At 71.0% G+C, this 21,528-nt stretch carries 9 protein-coding genes; 6 read left to right on the forward strand and 3 right to left on the reverse strand.

Going from position 1 to position 21,528, the window contains the following annotated elements; translation table 11 throughout:
- Positions 1-12: 12 nt before the first annotated feature.
- The 3 genes from AB0K10_RS30210 to AB0K10_RS30220 all read left to right on the forward strand — a co-directional run bounded on the left by AB0K10_RS30210 (position 13) and on the right by AB0K10_RS30220 (position 2,408).
- Entirely contained in the window at positions 13-924 is a 912-nt protein-coding gene (locus AB0K10_RS30210) for a pyridoxal-phosphate dependent enzyme (RefSeq protein WP_363689145.1), read from the forward strand.
- Positions 925-955: 31 nt separating this feature from the next.
- Positions 956-1,891, forward strand: coding sequence for a fatty acid desaturase (locus AB0K10_RS30215; protein ID WP_363689147.1), 936 nt, complete (start codon positions 956-958; stop codon positions 1,889-1,891).
- 118 nt (positions 1,892-2,009) lie between these two features.
- Positions 2,010-2,408 carry an integrase gene (locus AB0K10_RS30220; protein WP_363689149.1) on the forward strand — a complete coding sequence of 133 codons (399 nt, stop codon included), beginning with the start codon at positions 2,010-2,012 and terminating at the stop codon, positions 2,406-2,408.
- A 41-nt stretch (positions 2,409-2,449) separates the two neighbouring features.
- Here AB0K10_RS30220 and AB0K10_RS30225 read toward each other — a convergent pair whose 3' ends face one another.
- Positions 2,450-2,824 (reverse strand): VOC family protein, encoded by a 375-nt coding sequence (locus AB0K10_RS30225; protein WP_363689151.1) that lies wholly within the window; start codon positions 2,822-2,824, stop codon positions 2,450-2,452.
- 500 nt (positions 2,825-3,324) lie between these two features.
- Here AB0K10_RS30225 and AB0K10_RS30230 point away from each other — a divergent pair, with 500 nt between their 5' ends.
- The 3 genes from AB0K10_RS30230 (at position 3,325) to AB0K10_RS30240 (ending at position 20,060) form a co-directional block, all read left to right on the forward strand.
- Positions 3,325-9,501, forward strand: a complete 6,177-nt coding sequence (locus AB0K10_RS30230) for an RHS repeat-associated core domain-containing protein (protein ID WP_363689152.1) — start codon at positions 3,325-3,327, stop codon at positions 9,499-9,501.
- A 107-nt stretch (positions 9,502-9,608) separates the two neighbouring features.
- Complete coding sequence (locus AB0K10_RS30235) at positions 9,609-15,401, forward strand: RHS repeat-associated core domain-containing protein (protein ID WP_363689153.1); 5,793 nt, start codon at positions 9,609-9,611, stop codon at positions 15,399-15,401.
- Positions 15,402-15,446: 45 nt separating this feature from the next.
- Complete coding sequence (locus AB0K10_RS30240; RefSeq protein ID WP_363689154.1) at positions 15,447-20,060, forward strand: LamG domain-containing protein; 4,614 nt, start codon at positions 15,447-15,449, stop codon at positions 20,058-20,060.
- A 250-nt stretch (positions 20,061-20,310) separates the two neighbouring features.
- On the opposite strand, the gene AB0K10_RS30245 is transcribed toward AB0K10_RS30240, so the two are convergent.
- Positions 20,311-20,814: a hypothetical protein gene (locus tag AB0K10_RS30245; protein ID WP_363689156.1), complete on the reverse strand. Its 504-nt coding sequence runs from the start codon at positions 20,812-20,814 to the stop codon at positions 20,311-20,313.
- Positions 20,815-21,230: 416 nt separating this feature from the next.
- Positions 21,231-21,488: a transcriptional regulator gene (locus AB0K10_RS30250; protein WP_363689158.1), complete on the reverse strand. Its 258-nt coding sequence runs from the start codon at positions 21,486-21,488 to the stop codon at positions 21,231-21,233.
- Positions 21,489-21,528 lie beyond the last annotated feature (40 nt).

Consider the following 21,528-nt stretch of genomic DNA (forward strand, 5'->3'; position numbering starts at 1 on the left):
AAAGGCCGCCACATGTCCGTCGACACCTACGTCGAGCACCCCATCGACGCGTACGGAACCCCCCTGATCGACGCGCAGGACCTCGTCCCCGGCGCCCGGATCCTCATCAAGGACGAGACCCGGTACGCGTCCGGAAGCCACAAGGAACCGGCCGCACGCCAGGTCGTCGCCCGGGCGATCGCTGAAGGTCGACGGCGCATCGTCATCGCCACCTGCGGCAACTACGGACGCGCGATGGCGATGGCCTGCGGCGCCATCGGCATGCCCTGCACCGTCGTGCTGCCCACCGGCTGGAGCGACGGCGGCGCCTTCATGCGTTCGGCCGGCGCGGACGTGCACCTGATCGACGGCAGCTACGAGGACGCGGTCGACGAGTCTCGGCGACTGGCCACCCTCGACGGCGCGATCGACGGCAACGTCGACGGCCCCTACGTCGAGGCGGTGTTCACCGGCCACGGCACCGTCGCCCACGCCCTGCACGCCGAGCTGGCCGAACCGCCTGCGGCGCTGTGGATCCCGGTCGGCAACGGCACCACAGTCATCGCCGTACACAAGGCTCTGGGCCGGCTCGGGTGGGACGTGCCGCTGCACGGAGTCGGCTCGGCCGGCAACAACCCGCTGGTCACGAGCTGGCCGGGACCGTACCGAATGCTCGACCCGGACGGCGTCACCACGACCGACCACAACCAGCCGCTCGTCAACTGGCACGCACTACAGGGCCCCGAGGCGCTCGACGCGATCAGGGCCAGCGGCGGGGCCGTGCACGCGGCCACCGACGACGAACTGCTCACCGCTCGGCACCTGCTCGCCGAGTACGGAGCCCAGCCCACCGCCGCCGGCTCGGTCGCCCTGGCCGGGCTGCTCGCGCACGCCCGCAGCACCGCGTTGACCGGAACCCACGTCGTCCTGCTCAGCGGCCGCTGATCCCACCCACACCCGCCCCCGAGGAAGAACCATGACGCTCACCGCCGTACCCGCGTCCACCCCTGCCCCCGCGCCCACCCTGCTGTTCGCCCGCGCCCGCACCACAGGCGTCGACGAGCGTGTCTTCCTCGGCAAGCTCGGCGTCCTGGCTCTGATCATCGCGGCCGGGGCCACCCTGGCCCTGCGCCCGGAGCCGGTCGCGGTCGTCGCGGGCGTGCTGCTGCTGGCCGCCATGTACACCCACGCGGTCGAGCTTCAACACCAGGCACTGCACCACTCCGCGTTCCGCAGGGCCTGGCCTCACCGCCTGGTCGGGGTGCCACTCGGCCTGCCCCTGTTCGTCGTCTACAGCCACTACCGGGTACGGCACCTGCAGCACCACCGCTTCCTGGGCACCCCACACGACACCGAATTCTTCGGGTTCGACACGCGCCAACCGCTGACGCTCGCCACGCTGCTGCGCGGTTCGCTCGACTACCACCGCATCCTGGTCGTGCTGCGGGACGTCGTCCGCAGCGCGGCCGGCCGGTGGAACTACGAGTTCGGTGACATCAGCCCGAAGATGCGGCGTCATGTCGTGCAGGAGCACCTGGTCCAGGGGATTGCGGTTCTCACCGCCATCGGTCTGGCTCTCGCCGGTCTCGGTGAGTACGTGTTGCTGCTCTGGGTGCTGCCGGTCGTCGCCGCCGTGCCGATGCACTTTCTCGTGGAACTGCCCGAGCACATTCTCTGCGACACCGAGACCACTGAGGTGCTCCACAACACCCGGTCGATCCGTGGCAGCTGGTTGAGTACCTGGTACACCAACGGCAACAACCTGCACATCGAGCACCACGCCGCGATGAGCGTACCCATCAACCAGCTCCCCGCCCGGCACGAGGAAACGAGGCGGTTCGCCACACACGTCGAGCGGACCTACACCGACTTCTACCGCACGCTGTGGCAAGCGCTGCGCGCCCCGAAGTAGCACCACGAGTAGCCGCTCTAGCTGCGTTTCAGTCGAAGTGCCGCACCAGTGCTCTGCGAGCGTGCCGGAGGAAGGAACAATCTGTGGTTCAGGAGGTCCGGCCACGGAGGCGGTGCAGATGCGGGCTCGGCTACGGCAGATACACATCGACGGGCACACCTACATGTGGCGCGCTGCGCTGCACCGCGTCCAGGTCAACGGTTTCTCCCACCGGGCCGTCTACGTTCGCGCCTGGGGTCCCGGCGGTAAGAACAGCCAGAAACTCGAAGCGGATCTGCTGTCGGCTCCCGGGCCGTACGTTGTCGACAACGGCTACCCCACACCCGCGGACGTGCGGGCGGTCATCATTTGCGGCCTGAAGAGTGGTTGGCAGCCAGAGCAGCGGGGCGGAACGTTCGTGCTGTCCGATCGCGAGCACGGGGCCAACCTCGCGGCGCCGGGGTTCCAGCTGACCAATCCCGTACGCCCGGGCGAGAGCGCGGACCCCACGACCCGCGAGGCTCAGCAGCGACGCTGACGGCCGGTGGGGCAACCGCGCCCGACCGGCCGCCGCGCCTGCTACAGGTACGGGCGGGTGATGATCTCGATGGCGTGTCCCGCCGGGTCGAAGAAGTAGAAACCGCGCCCACCGTGCTCGGTGTTGGTCTCCCCCTCCCGCTTCAGCTGCGGGTCGGCCCAGTACGTGATGCCACGCCCCTCGACGAACGCCAGGCAGCGCAGGAACAACTCGTCGTCGACGAGGAACGCGTAGTGCTGCATCTGGATGTCCACCGGCGGCTCGGCGAACTGGAGCAGCTGTCCCTCGTCCAACTGCACGTTGGCGAACGGCCCCCACGACGGCGCCTCCGGCAGCTCGAACAGCTCCCGGTAGAACGCGGCCGAGGCGCTCTTGTCCTTGCTGGCGATGATGGTGTGGTTGAACGTGACCGTCATGCGTACCGTCTTCTTCCCGGTCGATCCGAAGACCCGACCGGAGGCCCACAGCGTTCACCCAGCCACGCAGATGACAAAGCCCCGAGGGCGCCGACGCCCCGGATCCCGCACGAGAGACGCGTATATCGCGTCGATCTCGGCGTGGTGGCTGAAGTAGCCAGAACCTCCGGGGGTAGGCCCATCTGGGGCGCGCACCGAGGCTAACACAGCGGCGCGGGGCGGATCATCACCGCTTCTGCAACATGCGGCCCCGTTTCGGCTTCGGACATGCGGCTTCCCCATGGGTCGATTGATCTCGATGGAAGTTATCGATCTCAGCCAATGGGAGGGGACCGTCGTGCAGGCCTGTTCGGGACTGTCCCGAACGCGCTGGAGCCATTGCCCACGGTGGCCGCGTACGCCCAATGTCCTAGTCGGACGGGCGGCCCGGCGCGACAGGGCCGCCGGTTGGTTGGTCGGTCCTCGTCCACGTCGCCACCACAGCACCCGGGGAGAACAGGATGCCTCTACCAGGTACCCGTCGGATCGGCCGGATACGCCTCGGCCGTGGTTCACTGGCCGGCGCTCTCGTCCTGGCGCTGGTTCTCAGCCTGGTGGGGGTGGCCCCCGCGCAGGCCGGGCCCGCCAGCAGCCCACGGCCGCCCGCCCCGAAGAACCCGGTCGTGCCGGTCAAGGGCACCTCGGCGCCGGCCCGCCCCCGCGCCGTCGACCTGGAGGAGCCCACCGCGCTGCGGGTCGCGGCCCGCCCCGAGTGGCCGTCCGCCGCTGCGGTGGACGTGCCCGTCGCTGCCGCCGTCCGGCCGACGTCGAGCGAGCCGGAGATCTCCCTCGCCCGGGCCGGCGCCCTACCTCTGTGGGTCGGATCGCCCACCGGGGCCGGCACGGTGCGCGTCGAGCTCCTCGGCCAGGACGCCGTACGAGCGGCCGGGCTGACCGGCCTGCTCGTCCGGCTCTCCCGCCGGAACGACGCGGCCCGGACGCAGGTGAGCATCGACTACTCCGGCTTCCGTACCGCCTACGGCGGCGACTACGGCTCCCGGCTGCAGTTGGTCCGGATGCCCGACTGCGCGGCCACCACGCCGGCCGCCCCCGGTTGCCGTGCCGGCACGCCGGTGCCCAGTCGCAATCGGTCGGCCACCGGCCGGGTCGAGGCCCGGGTTCCCGACGGCCTGTACGCGCTCACCGCGGGTCCGTCCGGCGGCGCCGGCAGCTACCAGGCCACCTCGCTGTCACCCACGGCCACCTGGCAGGTGGGGCTCCAGTCCGGTGACTTCACCTGGTCGTACCCGATCGACACGCCGGAGGTTCCCGGCGTCGAGCCCGACCTGGCGCTGACCTACTCGTCCGGGTCGATCGACGGGCGGGTGGCCGCCAACAACAACCAGCCGTCCTGGGTGGGCGAGGGTTTCGAACTCCAGTCCGGCTTCATCGAACGCTCCTACAAGCCCTGCTCGACCGAACCCGCCTCTCGCCTAGGGGACCTGTGCTGGGGCACCGACAACGCGATCGTGTCGCTGCCCGGCGCGGCCGGCGAACTGGTCCTCGACGACGCCAGCCACACCTGGCGGATGGCCGACGACGACGGCTGGCGGGTGGAGCGGTTCACCGGCGCAGCCAACGGCGACGACGGTGACGACGGCGACAAGGGTGAACACTGGCGACTCACCGCACCCGACGGCACCCAGTACTACTTCGGCCTCAACCGGCTACCGGGCTGGGTAACCGGCCGGGCCGAGACGAACTCGACCTGGACGGTGCCGGTCTTCGGCAAGGAACCCGGGGCCCGGTGCTACCGCGGCACTCCCGCTGACGCCTGGTGCCAACAGGCGTACCGCTGGAACCTCGACTACGTCGTCGACCCGCACGGCGACGCCATGTCCTACTACTACCGCCCCGAGACCAACCACTACGGCCGCAACGCCACTGCCACCGCGCCGACCCCCTACGTCCGGGGCGGCCAACTCGACCGCGTCGAGTACGGCCAGCGCGCGGACACCCTGTTCACCGTGCCGGCCGCTGCCCGCGTCACGTTCGCCACGGCCGACCGGTGCATCTCGGGGAGCAGCTGCGTCACCTCCCAGCCGCAGAACTGGCCGGACACTCCGCTCGACCAGGCCTGCACGTCCAGCGGGACGTGCCAGGTGTTCGCCCCCACGTTCTGGTCGACCAAACGCCTCGACCGGGTCACCACGCAGGTGTACACCGCCGGCGCCTACCGCGACATCAACTCCTGGCAGCTCACCCAGTCCTACCCCCGGCCGGAGGACCAGACCAGCCCGCCGCTGTGGCTGGACGAGATCCGGCAGTCCGGTCACGTCGGCGGCACCACCACGCTGCCGCCGGTCACCTTCGACGGGCAGACCTGGCCGAACCGGGTGGACACCGCCGACACCGTGCAGGCGCTGTACAAACGCCGGATCAGCGCCGTACACACCGAGACCGGCGGCCGGATCGCGGTGGCGTACGCGCCGGTGCAGTGCCGGCCCGGGGGCCTGCCGGCCGAGGACGACAACGACCGGCGCTGTTTCCCGGTGTACTGGGGTATCGGGTCCACCTCCCGGCTGGAGTGGTTCCACAAGTACGCCGTCAGCCAGGTGACCGAGGAGGACCTGGTGGGCGGCAACCCGCCCGAGATCACCTCTTACGAGTACGACATCGGCGGGCACGCCTGGCACCATGACGACGCCGAACTGGTCCCGACCGACCACAAGACCTGGGGCCAGTGGCACGGCTACCGCACCGTACGGGTGCGGACCGGGGCCGCCGGTGGCCAACGTTCCCTGACCGAGTACGTCTTCATGCGCGGCATGAACGGCGACGTCAACAAGTCCGGCCCGCCGGACCGGGACGTCCGGGTGGACGGTGTGTCCGACGATCCGCAGTGGAGCGGCCTGAACCGGGTGGTCACCACGTACGACGGTGACGGTGGTCCGTGGCTGCAGCGTAGGGTCTCCGCGCTGACCGGCGTACGGGCCACGGCCGCCCGGCAGCGCGCGGGTTTGCAACCGCTCACCGCGTACCTGGTGACCGGCACCACCGAACGGATCCTCACCGCGCTCAGCGACGGCTCGACCCGTACCACCGAGACCAACTACGGCTACGACCCGGACTACGCCGGGATGACCCGGGTCGAGGACAGGGGTGACCTGGCCGATCCGGACGACGACACCTGCACCCGCACCTGGTACACCCGCAACCTCGACAGGTGGATCACGGACACGGTGTCCCGAACCGAGACGGTGGCCGTGGGTTGCGCCGCCACCCCCGCGTACCCCGACGACCTCATCTCCGACGAACGCGGCTACTACGACGGCCAGTTGGCCTGGGGTGCGCCGCCGATTGCCGGCGACGAGACCCGCAGCGAGCAGGCCGGCTCCTGGTCCGGCGGTCCGGTCTACGTCACCGCCGGCTCGACCGAGGTCGACAGGCACGGCCGCCCCACCGCCGAGGTCGACGCGTTGGGCAGCCGCAGCACCATCGCGTACACCCCGGCGCTGGGCGGACCGACCACCCAGGTCAGCACCACCAACGCCCTCGGCCACACCACCACCAGCACCCTGGACCCGCTGCTGGGCAGCCCGGTCAGCGCCGTGGATGCCAACGGGCGACGGACCGATCTGACGTACGACGCGCTGGGCCGGTTGCGTCAGGTGTGGCTGCCCGGCCGGGCCAAGGACACCCAGAGCCCCAACAGTCGCTTCGAGTACGTGGTCCGCGCCGACGGGACCAGCGCCACCCGCGCCGAGACCCTGACCGGGGACGCCGGCGGTGGTTACCGGTCCGCGTACACCCTCTACGACGGGTTCCTGCGTCCCCGGCAGACCCAGACGGCCTCCCCGGCCGGCGGCCGGATCATCACCGACACGTTCCACGACGGCCACGGCCGCGTCGAGCGGACCTACGACGACTACTGGGAGGCCAGCCGCGACCCGGTCCCGGAGCTGTTCCGGCCGACCGGCAGCGTGCCCAGCGAGACCCGGTACGGCTACGACGGAGCGGACCGGGAGACGGTGGAGATCTTCCTTTCCCACGGCGTCGAGCAGTGGCGTACCGGCACCGCGTACGGCGGCGACCGGACGTCGGTGGACCCGCCCGACGGTGGCACCGCCACGACGACGGTCGTCGACGCCGACGACCGGGTCACCGCGCTGCGGCAGTACACCGGCGGGTCACCCACCGGCGCCTACGACGAGACCCGGTACACGTACACCAAGGGTGGTGAGCTGGCCACCGTCACCGACCCGGCCGGCAACGTCTGGCGCTACTCCTACGACCTGCGCGGTCGCCGGATCCACACCGAGGACCCGGACAGCGGCACCTCGACCTCCCGCTACGACGACGAGGACCAGCTGATCAGCGTCACCGACGCGCGTGGGCACACCGTCGCCAACACCTACGACCCGCTCGGCCGCCCCACCGGTCGGTACGACGGTTCCCCGGACGGTACGAAGCTGGCCGACTGGACCTACGACACGCTTCCTGGCGGCACGGGGATGCCCACCGCCGCCACCCGGTACGCGGGCGGCGACACGTACCGGACGGAGACCCTGGGTTACGACCCGGCGGGCCGGCCGACCGGCACCGCCGCGACGGTCCCGGCCGCCACGGCCGGGCAGACCGAGCGGTACGCCAGCACGTTCGGCTACAACGCCGCCGGGGCGGTGACCTCCGCCAGCCTGCCGGCCGTCGGCAGCCTCGGCGCGGAGACGGTCACCTACACCTACAACTCGCTCGGCCTGCCGGCCAGGATGACCTCCCGGACCGGCTCCGGCGGCAGCGTCACCTACGTCAACGACACCGCGTACGACCCGCTGGGTGACGTCGAGTCGTACCAGCTCGGCGGCCCGGACGCGGTGCTGCTGCGGGCCTTCGGCTACGAGACCGGCAGCCGCCGGCTCAGCACCGCCCAGGCCGTCGGCGTGAGCACCGAGGACGTCACAATGGTGAGCGACGTCAACTACCGCTACGACGACGCAGGCAACATCACCTCCATCGCCGACGCCGCGGTCGGTGACACCCAGTGCTTCCGAACCGACCACCTGCGCCGGCTCACCGAAGCCTGGACCGCCACCGACGACTGCGCCGGCGAACCCAGCCCGTCCGTTCTCGGCGGCCCGGCCGCCTACTGGCAGTCGTACCGGTTCGACAAGGTCGGCAACCGCACCGAGGAGGTGCGGCACGCCGCCGGCGGCGACACCCGCCGCACCTACGGCTATCCGGATGCCGGCGCCGCCCAGCCGCACACGCTGCGCTCGGTGACCACCGCCGGCCCGGCCGGCAACCGGACCGACACGTTCGGCTACGACTCGGACGGCAACACCACCACCCGCGCGGTGGCCGGCAAGGACCAGACCCTGACCTGGGACACCGAGGGCAATCTGACGGCAGTCACCGAGGACGGCCGGACCACCTCCTTCGGGTACGACGCCGACGGCAACCGGGTGCTGCGCCGCGACGCCACCGGCACCACGTACTTCCTCGGCGACGCGGAGTTGTTCCGCCCGGCGGGCGGGGGCGGCGCACTCGGCACCCGCTACTACGGCCAGGACGGCGACGTGGTCGCCGTACGGGCCGCGGACAACCGGCTCAGCTGGCTGGTGGACGACCACAACGGCACCGCCGCGGTGGCGGTGGACGCGGCCACCCTTACCGCGACCCGTCGCTACAGCCTGCCGTACGGCGGAAGCCGCGGCCCCGCGACGAGCAACTGGCCCGGTCAACGGGGCTTCGTCGGCGGCACCCTGGACACCGGGATCGGCCTGGTGCGGGTCGGCGCCCGCGAGTACGACCCGGACACCGGCCGTTTCCTGTCCGTCGACCCGGTCATCGACGAGTCCGACCCGCAGCAGATGCACGGCTACGCGTACGCGAACAACAGCCCGGTCACCTACTCCGACCCGGACGGGCTGCGGCCGGACTGCGGCACCGGAAAGGGCTGCACCCAGTTCAACAAGACGCACCGCTACAACGGCAAGAAGTACGTCAAGAAGCCCAAGCCGAAGCCGAAGGTGAAGGCCGTGCGTCGTCCGGCGGCCGGACCGAAGTCGGCGCGGGACCGGCTGCTGGCCAAGGACAAGCAACTCGACAATCGCGACAAGCGCGGCAAGGTCAAGCCGAAGAAGGCGAAGGCACCGAAGTCCGCCCGCGACCGCCTGTTGGACAAGGACGCCCAACTGGATGCTCGGGACAAGCGGGCGACATCGAAGAGCAAGCCAATCGGCGCCATCAACGATGCGGTGTCCCGGGCGGACAAGGCCGAGGGCGGTTTCGGGGCCGCGGCCGATAGCAAGGGGCCATCCAAGAAAGAATTGAAAAAGCAGGCCCGTAGCGGAAATCCCAGCGTGCGCGAGCCGGCCAAGACGGCTCTCAAAAGCGGCCAGGGCAGTCGCGGATTCCTTGCCGCGTACGGGGACAATCCGCTGGTACGACACGGCGGCGACCTGCTGGGACCGGCATCGGATGTGCTCGGCGTCGCGAGCGACATCGAGAGTGGCATGCCGGCGGGAAAGGCACTGCAGAAATTCGGCTTCAAAAAGTCTGTGGAATTCGTCGGAACTCTTTTGGGAGTCGGCCTGGGCTCACTGTGCGGCCCTGCCGCACCCGCGTGTATGCCCGTCTTCGGGTTTCTCGGAGAGGTTGCCGGCGACAAGGTCGGCGACATGATATGGCGCGATTGATGATTAGTCCCAGTAGCACCTCGTCACCTTCGGAGGCTTCAATGCGGCCACGGCAAGGACAACGCATCGGATCGGCCCTGTGCGGGATCCTGATCACCGTTGCCGGATTGTCGGCACCGGCGGCGGCCCGGCCGCCAGCACATTCAGAGGGTTGGTCGGGGCAGCCGGCGCAGCGGCTGGCAGCCCAGCCGCGCGGGGCGGACCCGGAGGCGAAGGTCGCGTTGCGCACGGCGCCCGAGGTGGCCTGGCCCGCGGCCGGCATCGCCGAGGTGCCGGTGCCGCGCAAGGTCGACGGGCGGGCGCCCGACGACGTGCCGGCGTTGGTGCGGGCCGGCAATCTGCCGGTCAAGGTGGGCGCCCCGACTGCGGCCACCGGGGCGGCCACCGGCCCGGGTACGGCGCGGGTCGAGGTCTTCGACCGCGCCACCACCGCCCGAGTCGGCGCGCGGGGGATGGTGCTGCGGATCGGCCACACCGACAGGGCGGCCCGGGAGACCACGGTGGAGGTCGACTACTCGGGCTTCCGGCAGGCGTACGGCGGTGACTACGCCAGCCGGCTCGGGCTGGTCCGGCTGCCCGACTGCGCGTTGACGACCCCTGCCGCAAAGGGGTGCCGGACCGGCACGGCGGTGCCGAGCCGCAACGCGGTGGACAGCGGTCTGCTGCGCGCCGAGGTCGGCGACGGACTCTACGCCGTGACGGCAGGCCCCGAAGGCAGCGCCGGCAGCTTCCGGCCCACCTCGCTGGCCCCGTCCGCGACCTGGCAGGTGGGCCTGCAGAGCGGCGACTTCACCTGGTCCTACCCGGTGAGCACGCCGAGCGTGCCCGGCCCGACGCCGGAGATCGCGTTGCGCTACTCGTCGGGTTCGGTCGACGGGCGGGTCGCGTCCACCAACAACCAGCCGTCCTGGCTCGGCGAGGGATTCGACTACCAACCCGGCTTCATCGAGCGGTCGTACGTCCGGTGCGGCGACGACGGCGGACCGGCGACCAGCGGCGACCTGTGCTGGGCGACGGACAACGCCACGGTGGTGCTGCCGGGTCTGACCAGTGAGCTGGTCTACGACGCGGGCAGGCAGCTGTGGCGGGCCGAGCAGGACGACGGCTGGCGGGTCGACCATCTCACCGGAGCGCCGAACGGCGCCCGCGACGGCGAGTACTGGCGGTTGACCTCACCCGAGGGCACCCAGTACTTTTTCGGCCGGGAGCGGCTCCCGGAGGGCACCGGAAGCAGCCCGACCACCGGGTCCACCTGGACCGTGCCGATCTTCGGCAACGGCACCGGCGAGCCCTGTCACGGCACCACCTTCGAGGCGTCCTGGTGTCAACAGGCGTACCGGTGGAACCTGGACTTCGTCGTGGACCGGCACAACGACGTGATGTCGTACTGGTACGCCCCGGAGTCCAATCACTACGGCCGCGCGGGCCGGACGGACCTGCCCACCCCGTACGTGCGGGGCGGGCAACCGACCCGGATCGACTACGGGCAGCGGATCGGTTCCGTCTACACCGCGCAGCCCGCGGCCCGGGTGGTGTTCACCCCGGCCGACCGGTGCGTGCCGGGCACCAGCTGCGTCCGCTCGCAGCCGCAGAACTGGCCGGACACGCCGTGGGACCAGTGGTGCGACGCGACCGGGTGTCAGGTGTTGTCACCGACCTTCTGGTCGACCAGACGGCTCTCGAAGATCACCACTCAGGTGGTCAGCGGTGGCGCCGCCCGGGACGTGGACTCCTGGACCTTCGGCCAGTCGTACCCGGTGCCGGCCGACCGGCAGCCGGCGGCGCTGTGGCTCGACTCGATCACCCGGGCCGGTCTGGTCGGCGGGACCGCGACCCTGCCGGCGGTGACCTTCGACGGGCAGCCGGCGGAGAACCGGGTGGACCGCGCCGACACTCGACCGGCCATGTACAAGCGGCGGATCAGTTCCATCTACACCGAGACCGGCGGGCTGGTCCAGGTCGCGTACCAACCGACCGAGTGTCGGGCGGGGACGGTGCCCGCCGTCGACAGCAACGAGAAGCGTTGCTTTCCGGCGATCTGGGGGACCACCCCTACCGAGGACTGGTTCCACAAGTATGTGGTCAGTCAGGTGACAGAGTCTGACCTGGTCGGTGGCAACCCACCGAAGACCACCTCCTACGAGTACGTGTTCGGCGGGAGCGGCTGGCATCACGACGACGCCGAACTGGTGCCGGCCGGGCGCAAGAGTTGGGGACAGTGGCGCGGCTACCAACGGGTGAAGGTCCGTACCGGCGCGGCGGGCGGTCGGCGCACGCTGACCGAGCACCTGTTCATGCGGGGCATGAACGGCGACGTCAACCGCAGCGGCCAGGCCGATCAGGTCAGTGTCGACGGTGAGTCGGACCTGCCGATGTGGCGGGGCTTCAACCGGTCCGTCACGGTCTTCGACGGCGACGGTGGTGCGCTCGTCAGCCGCACCGTCGCCAAGCCGCGCGACCTCGGGCTCACCGCCCAGCGCCCCCGCGTCGGCGGGACCGGCGGCGCCCTGGAGGCCCACCTGACCGACCTGGAGTGGGAACGCGTCGAGACCGCACTTGCCGGCGGTGGCACCCGGACCACTGAGCGGGCCTACACGTACGACGCCAGGGGCCGCCTGATCGAGACGCACGACCGGGGTGACGTGGCGGAACCGGGTGACGACACCTGCTCCCGGGTCGAGTACGCCGAGAACACCACCGACTGGGTCGTCAGCGCCGTCAAGCGGGAGATGACCCTCGGCGTGGCCTGCGACGCCGCCGGGGCCTACCCGGCCGAGCTGGTCGCCGAGAAGCGTTACTACCACGACGACAACACGCCGTGGGGCGCCCCGCCGAGCGCGGGTGACGTCACCCGGGTCGAGGAGGCGCAGACCGGGACCGGCGGTCCGACGTACGTCACCATCAGCCGGCGCACCCTCGACCAGCACGGCCGGCCGACTGTGGTGTACGACGCGCTGGACAACGCCACCCGCACCGCCTACACCCCGTCCGTGGGTGGACCGTTGACCCGTACGGTGGTCACCGACGCCCTCGGCTTCGCCACCTCCACGGACTACGAGCCGCTGCGCGGTGTCGAGACCAGCACGACCGACGCCAACGGGGGCACCACCACCAGGGCGTACGACCCCCTGGGCCGGATCACGCGGGTGTGGCGGCCGGGACGGCCCGCGAGCGCATCGGCGAACGTCGAGTTCAGCTACACGGTGCGCAGCGACGGGCCGAGCGCCGTGCTAGCCCGTACCCTGCTCGCCGGGTCGAGCTACCAGAACAGCTACGAGCTCTTCGACGGACTCCTGCGGCAACGCCAGACGCAGCGGGACTCGCCCCGGGGCGGGCGGATCGTCACCGACACCCAGTACGACGCGCACGGCCGGGTCGCCGTCGTCGTCGGACCCCGGCACGATCCCGGCCTCGTCAACGGGGCGCTGGCACCTGATCCGCAACTAGTGACGGCGCAGACGGTGTACGGCTACGACGGCGCGGACCGCCAGATCTCCAGGGCGCTCCAGGTCCTTGGCGAGGACCCGGAACGGTGGCGCACCACGACGACGTACGGCGGGGACCGGATCTCCGTCACACCGCCTGCCGGTAGCACCCCCACCACCGAAATCCTCGACGCCCACGGCCGGCGGGCGGCGCTGCGGCAGTACGCCGGACCGGCCCCGACCGGCGGTTTCGACGAGACCCTTTACACGTACGCCAAGGGCGGCCAACTGGCGACGGTCACCGACCCGGTCGGCAACGTGTGGCGCTACGGCTACGACCTGAGCGGCCGGCAGGTGCGGGAGGAGGTCCCGGACACCGGCACGACGCTCACCGGTTACGACGCGCGGGGTCAGGTGACAAGCGTCCGCGACGGCCGGGGCCAGACGGTGGCGTACAGCTACGACCCGTTGGGCCGCCGCATCGGCGCGTACGCCGGTTCGACAGACGGCCCGCGGCTGGCCGAGTGGACGTACGACACCGCGACGCTCGGCAAGGGACTACCGGCCTCGGCGGTCCGCTACGAGGCCGGCCAGCGGTACGAGAACCGGGTCGTCGAGTACGACCTGCGGGGCCGACGGACCGCGACCGCGGTGGTGGTTCCCGCCACGGAGACCGGGCTGGCCGGCACCTACCCCACCACCTACACCTACAACGAGGGCGACCAGGTCACCTCCACCGGGTTGCCGGCCGCGGGGGACCTGCCGGCGGAGACCCTGCGACACGGCTACGACAACCTGGGCTTCCCGACGAGCCTGACCTCGCCCCTGGACAGCTACGTGGCCGGTACCAGCTACACAAGCCTCGGCGAGCCCGAGGAGTCGGCGCTCGGCCCGGCGGGTCAGCAGGTGGTGCGCGGCTTCGGCTACCAGGACGGCACCCGGGCCCTCACCCAGTCGACTGTGGTGCTGGGCGAGGAGCTGCTGACCGCCACGGTGCACGAGTACGACCCGGCGGGTGACCTGACCCGGGCAGCGGACCTGGCCACCGGCGATGACCAGTGCTTCCGCTACGACCGGTTGCGCCGGTTGACCGAGGCGTGGGCGGGTTCCGGCGACTGCGCCGCCGGCCCGTCAACCGGTGACCTGGCGGGTCCGGCACCCTACTGGCAGTCCTACGCCTACGACCCGACCGGCAACCGGACCAGGGACGTGCGGCACGCGGCGGGCGGCGACGTCACTCGCACCTACACCTACCCCGCGCCGGGTGGGGCTCAGCCGCACACCGTGCGGACCGTCGACACGACCGGCCCGGCGGGCAACCGCTCCGACGAGTACGGCCACGACGCCGCCGGCAACGCCACCGGCCGGCCCGGTCAGTCGCTGACCTGGGACGTGGAGGGCCGCGTCTCGTCGGTCACCACGAACGGGCAGACCACCTCGTACGTCTACGACGCCGACGGCAACCGGCTGATCCGCCGGGACCCGGGCGGCAGCACCCTCTATCTCGGCGACACCGAGGTGCGCCGGTCCGGCGCGGCGACGACCGGGAACCGGTACTACCGGCACGCCGGGGAGACCATCGCGCTGCGGGTCAAGGGCGGCGTCACGCGGCTGGTGCCGGACCGGCGCGGCACCGCCGTACTCGCCGTCGACGCGGCGACGCACCAGGTGACCCGCCGCCACGCGCTGCCGTTCGGCGACCCGCGCGGTGGTTCGGTCGACTGGCCGGGCGACCGGGGCTTCCTCGACGGCACCGTCGACCCGCTCACCGGCCTGACCCACCTCGGCGCACGCGACTACGACCCGGGCACCGGTCGGTTCGGCTCCGCCGACCCGGTGGTCGACCACCAGGACCGACAGCAGGTCAACGGGTACGCGTACGCGAACAACAACCCGACCACCTTCAGCGACCCGGACGGCCGCCGGGTCCGGATCCCGGAACCGTACGACAGCCTGTTCAAGCGGCTGGGCGTCGGCGACCCGGTCCGGGTGGCATCGCAGTCGAGCACCGGCAAGCCCGTACCGAGACCACAGTGCCATGCCGGCACCTGCTCCGTCACGGGGGAGATCAACGGACCTTCCCCGGTCCGGGAGTCCGACTCGTGGGTGATCGACCTGCCGATCTACGAGGTCTACCCACGCAACTACGGCCGGGACATCCGGGAGAACGGGTGGAACGCCTGCGACAACGGTGATCCGGCACCGGCGATCGCCTGCGGTAACCGGCCGGACCCGGCGCCCCGGGTGGTCTACGAGTGGTTGGAGCGCGACTGCGTGGGTTGGAACGACTGCCTCAGCCCGCGGCCCCACGAGAACGTACGGACCGAGGTCTACGACGACGAACCGGACGGCAGCACTGGCGCGCCGCGCAGCAGCATCGACATACAGCGGTTCCTGCACGGCGGCACGGGCGGCGGCACGGGCCGCTCCACCGGTGGCTGGCCGTCGAGCGGCGGCGTCTACTACCTCGGCTGACCACCCCGCACGCTTCGACCGGGAACCGCAGGAGAGGACAACACGATGGGACGACTGGCGTACGCCGCGGCTGCGGCCCTGGTGGGGGCGGCGCTGCTGGTCGTCCCGTCGGGTTCGACCACGACGCAGTTCCGGCCACCGAAGCCGCCCGGGGCCGGGCAGGACGGCTCGGCCATGGCCCGGGCCCGGCAGACCGGGCGGCCCACCGAGGACGCGGCGTCGGGCTCGGCGAACCGGGAGGTCTTCGCCCACCCCGACGGCACCTACTCGGCCCGCATCCACGCCCGCCCGGTGCGCGCCCGTTCCGGGGCGGGGTGGGTGCCGATCGACACCACCCTGCACCGGCGGCCCGACGGGCGGATCTCGCCCCGGGCCACCACCGTCGACCTGACCCTGTCCGGCGGGGGAACCGGCGACCTCGCCGTGCTGCGCACCGCCGCCGGGGCGGAGTTGGCGCTGAGCTGGTCCCAGCCGTTGCCCCGTCCGGTGCTCACTGCCGGCACCGCGCGCTACCCGGACGTCATCCCCGGGGTGGACCTGCTGATGCACGCCACCGACGTCGGCTTCTCCGAGGTACTCGTGGTCCGTACGGCGGAGGCGGCCCGGCGACCGGAGTTGGCGCGGATCCGGTTCGGATTGCGGACCGCCGGCCTCACCGTGCGCACCGATCCGGCCGGCACGGCCGTGGCGGTGGCCGCCGACGGTACGCCCGCGGTCACCTTCGGAACCGCCTGGATGTGGGACTCTTCCGGTGCCCGGCGGCGAGCCGCCACGACCGGGGTGTCTGGGCGGGCCGAACCGGTGGTGTCCCGCGAGCGGGAGCCGGCGCCCGGTGACCGGCGGGCCCGGATGGGTCTGCGCGTCGAGCGGGACTCGCTCACAGTCGTGCCCGACCGGCGCCTGCTGACCGACCCACGGACCACCTTCCCGGTGTATCTCGACCCGCCGCAGTCGGCCGACCGGCAGCACTGGCTCATGGTGGAGCAGGACCTCTCGTACTACGGCTGGTGGGACTCCGCCTACGACGCCCGGGTCGGACGTGATCCGGAGGACTCGACGACGGACCGGTTCCGGTCGTACTTCCAACTGGACACCGGCTACCTGGCCGACAAGCAGATCAAGAAGGCGATCTTCACACTCAAGGAGAAGTGGCGCTACTCGTGCAACCCGGAGCCGGTGTTCCTGTGGACCAGCGCATCAATCGCGGCGACCGGGAGCTGGGACGCCAAGCCGGCGTTGCTACGCAACCTCGGTTCCGTCACCACACCTACCTCGGACTGCGAGACGCTGGAGACGGTTGAGTTCGATCTCCAACCGTTGATCACCGAGGCGGCTGCCGGACACCTGCCACAGGTGACCCTCGCCGTCGCGTCGGACGAGTCGGGCGGTGGGAACGGCGGCAAGGTGTTCGACAACGACCCGTTCGTCGACGTCTGGTACAACAGTCTGCCCGCGGCGCCCACCCAGGTCAGCACCGCGCGCGTCGCCGGATGCTCGGCCACGACCCCGGTCTTCGTGGACACCGCCCGTCCGGAGTTCCGGGTCCGGCTCTTCGACGCCGACGACGGTCAGGCGATCTTCACCCGGTTCGAGTGGCGCGAGGCCGGCTCGTCCTCGATCTTCTCCACCGACTCCGACGCCCACGCCTCGGGACAGGAGGTGGCCGTACCCGTGCCGACCGCCCTCGAACAGGATCGCGTCTACGAATGGCGGGCGTCGGCCTACAACAACGAGTTCGAAGGGGTGGTGGACATCGGTCCGGCCAGCCCGTGGTGCGGGTTCGTCGTGGACACCACCTCACCGACCGGTAAGCCAGCCGTGACCCGGGTATGCGTCGGGGCCTGCCCCACGACGTTCAAGGTCGACCAGCCCGCACAGTTCCGCCTCGACGCCCGGGCCATGCCGGACGTCGTCGCCCTCGCCTACCACCTCAAGGACAGTTCGGCCACCACCGTGCCCGCCGTCGACGGTCAGGCGACGATCACCGTCACCCCGATCAAGACCCTGGACACCCTGCGGGTCTACGGAGTGGACCGGGCCGGCAACCGGAGCCAGTCCACCGACTACTCGCTGCTCGCTACCGGCCTGCCCGCCGAGGCGGCGGGCTGGCCGGTCGACCGCACCGACAGCGGCGTCCTGGCCGACACCCGTACCGCCAACCCCGTCACCCTGCGCGGCGGCTACTCCTGGCGGGAGGGCCAGTCCGGCGGCGACGCCATCGGGCTGGACGGCGCCGACGGCACCGGCGGAGAGACCCCGGGCCCGGTCGTGCACACCAACAGGAGCTTCACCGTCACCGCCTGGGTGCGGCTCGACGCCTCCGGCGACTGGCGGGTCGCGGTCAGCCAGTCCGGGGTGAATTTCGCCGGCATGGAACTGCGGTACGACGTGACCAACCGGTGGGCCTTCGTCATGCGCACCAGCGACACCGAGGCCGGCACCGAGGACATCGCGCTGTCCGACACGTTGGCACAGGTCGCGGTCTGGACCCACCTCGCCGGCGTCTACGACCACGAGGCCGGTGAACTGCGAATCTACGTCGACGGACGGCTCGCGGGGCGGGCGCCCCACCGCAGCACCTGGGACGCCGCCGGTCCGTTCGCCGTCGGCTACCGCAACTGGTACGGATTCACGCCGTCGCGTTGGCAGGGCCTCCTTGATGAGGTGCACGCCTATCCGTACGCCGCCTCCAGTCGCCGGGTCGCCGAGATCACTGGCGCCTTCGGCCGCTGGGGTCCGACCGCCTGGTGGCCGCTGGACGGCACCGACGTCGACGCGACCAGCGGCCAGCACACCCTCGCCCGGATCGGCGCCACCGGCTGGACCACCCGGAGGCAGGGCACCGACGCGCTGACCCTCGACGGCGCCGCCGCGCAGGCATACACGGCGAACCCGGTCGTGCACACCGACGCCAGCTTCAGCGTCGCCGCCTGGGTGCGCCTGGACCGGGACGCCACCGCCGTGGCGGTCAGCCAGGACGGTCAGGCCGACAGCGGATTCGTCCTCGGCTACCGGGCCGGCGTGGGTTGGGTCTTCGGCAGGAAACGCGCCGACAGCACGGCTGACACGGTCCCGTCCGACGTCGCCGCGTACCGCGCGCCCCCGCAACTCGGCGTGTGGCTCCACCTCGCCGGAGTGTACGACCACGACCGGCGCCAACTGTCCCTCTACATCAACGGCCGACTGGCCGCCACGGCCGGCCACGAGGCCACGTGGGACGCCCGTGGATCCTTCGTCCTGGGCCGGGGTCGACTCGGCGGTCGGGACGTGTACTGGCCCGGCGCCCTCGACGAGGTGCACGCCGTCGGCGTCGCCGCCGGCGCCGACCAGATTCGGGAGTGGATGGCCAGCGACGTCTCGTACGGGCCACGGGCCACCTGGGATCTGGACGACATCGCCGTTGGCGCCACCCGCAGGGACGCCACCGGCAACGGGCATACTCTCTTCGTCGCATCCGGCGTGAGCAGCAAGGCCGGGAAACGGGGCAGCGCCCTGGCGTTCCCCGGTACCGCCGGCGCGGCCGCCTGGACCGCCGGGCCGGTCGCCCGGACCAACAGTGGCTTCACGATCGCGGCCTGGGTCAAGCTCGACCGGCTGGATCGCCCAGCCACCGCCGTCAGCCAGGACGGCGAGACCGCCAGCGGGTTCAGCCTGGGCTATGACGCCACGTCGCAACGGTGGGAATTCGCCATGAGCAAGGAGGACGGCCCGACCCGGCCCGGCGGCAGCACAGTCGTCCGGTCGGTCCAGTCGCCGGTGGCGGGAACCTGGACCCACCTGGCAGCCACCTACGACGGCCTCAAACGCGAGATCAAGCTGTACGTCAACGGCGAACTCGTCGGCACCGTCGCACACACCAACTCCTGGACCGCCACCGGACCGGCCGTCCTCGGCCGCGCCATGGCCGCCGGCGGACCTGTCAACTGGTTGCCGGGCGCGGTCGACGAGGTCCACATCATCGACCGGACCTCGGCTCCCGAGGAGATTCGGGACCTGTTGGACGTGACCATTCTGGGGCCCGGCGCCTGGTGGTCGCTGAATGCCGGCACCGGCGTCAACGCCTCAGACGACTCCGGCAACGGTTTCCCACTCGCTCTGGTTGGCGGTGCGAGCTGGACCACCGGGCGCTGCGCCAACGCGCTTCAGTTGGACGGGCACACCGGTGGGGCCACCGCGCCCGGTCCGGTCCTGCGCACCGACCAGAGCTTCACCGTGGCGGCCTGGGTCCGCCTCGACCGCCTCGGCGGTGACTTCGCCGCCATGAGTCAGGACGGCTTGCTCGCCAGCAGCTTCTACCTCGGTTACAACGTGAAGCTCAACAAGTGGTGGTTCATCCTGCCCACCGCCGACTCGGCGAACCCCGATGACGTCGTCGCGTTCTCGACCAGTCCGGCCCGGTCGGGAGTCTGGACCCACCTGGCCGGCGTCTACGACGCGACCGCACACGAGATGCGGCTCTACGTCAACGGCGTGCCGTCGACGGCGACGGCAGTCAGCGCCACCTGGGACGCCGTCGGCATGACCAGGATCGGCGCGGCCCAGTGGAACGGGAACCTGGTGGACCGCTGGCCGGGGCTGATCGACGACGCACGGGCTCTCGGGCGCGCTTCCAGCCAGGCAGACGTCCAGGCCATGATGGCGGGCTGCCCGGGCGGCTGATCCACGCCGCGGCGGATCCCAGCATCCCTGGTCACCGTTTGACGTCCTCAGTATGTTCGGCAGCCAGGCGGACCAACCGGCGAAACTGGGCCGCTGCATACCGTTGAACGGCAAGATCCATTCCGGCCGAGCAGAGGAAAGACCTGCGCTGTGTCTTGTTCGGCGCCTGGCAGCGGGGACGGACGATGGGTCGCGCGGCGGCCCTGAGCCGGTGTTGGCGGTGGTCGTCCGGGTGACTTCGCGGCGAAAATCAGGCGTCGTGGGCGACCTGTGGCAGGTGGTCAGCAAGTTCGGTACGCAGGACGCCCGTCGCGGGCCGAAGTAGTCCGACGTTGACCGTGTAGACAGGCTGACCGGCTTGGATCCGTGGACGAAGCGTCGTGCCCGACGGCACGACCACTCCTGGGAGCATAGTGACCTGGAGGACGGCGAACGGGCCAGGCCGGCGGACCGTCGCCGACTGGATCGCCTGCCATGGGAGGATCGCGGTGCGTCCCTTCTCGACGAGCCCGAGTGCCCGGTCGGTGACTTCGACCGATGGCCAGTTCTTGCGGTGCAGCACGATCGAGAGAGCGCTGAAAACGACGGCGTAGAGGACGCCCGAAGCGGCGATGCTCGTCAAGTCGGCAGGCGGCCGTCCGGCGAGGAGTGCAAGCACAGCTTGGACGACAACCCAAGCCAGCAAGCCCATCAGCAGCATGAACACGAAGATGAGACGGGCGGACGTACGGAACACCGTTTCGTTCTCGTCCATGAGGCTCCTCCCGTCGAGCGTGCCGTCGACTGTAGGGCAGTTCTCCCGTCCAGCAGAGGACCCCCGGCGGTGCCTGCACATGTCGGATGAGGGCCTGCCTGCGATACCGCTTCAGAGATCCCGCCCCACCGGCACCTGCGCGCAGATGCCGTTCGCCACAGTCCAGGGTCGGTCTGGGTGCGGGTGCGGCTGCGTGACCGTCCACTTTGCTGTGGGCTACGCCGCAGCGCCGGCCACGCTGTCATCCAGTGCACGAGTGTCGGCTGACATCAGCGACGACGAGTTCTACGCCGGCATTGTGCTACTCGTCGATGGTGCGGATATCTGTGCTGCCTGGAGGCCTACTCCATCGGTGACGAAGCGGGTCGGCTGACGCAGGTTGGTGAGGTCAGGTCAACAGGCGCTGAGAGTCATCGTCACCGTCTCCGCAGGAAGGCGTAGACGATCTTGTTGGAGGCGAATTCCGAGATGTTGACGAGGTCCCAGCCGAACTGGCCCAGGACCTCGGCGGCAGCAACCGCCTCGCTGACCTTGTCGCCGCCGAGGCCGTGATGGGAGACCACCGCCAGCAGACGATGGGGGTACGTCCGAAGATCGGCTTGGCCCTGCAGGATCGCCCGGGCGGTGACCATGCGGGTCCGGGTGATGTGCTCCGGGGTCTCTGCGGCGGTCATATCCGGCACCATAGTGGCTCGTCGCTCGGGCAGTCGGCGA

This window comes from Micromonospora sp. NPDC049274 (genome assembly GCF_040678875.1).
GTDB lineage: Bacteria > Actinomycetota > Actinomycetes > Mycobacteriales > Micromonosporaceae > Micromonospora.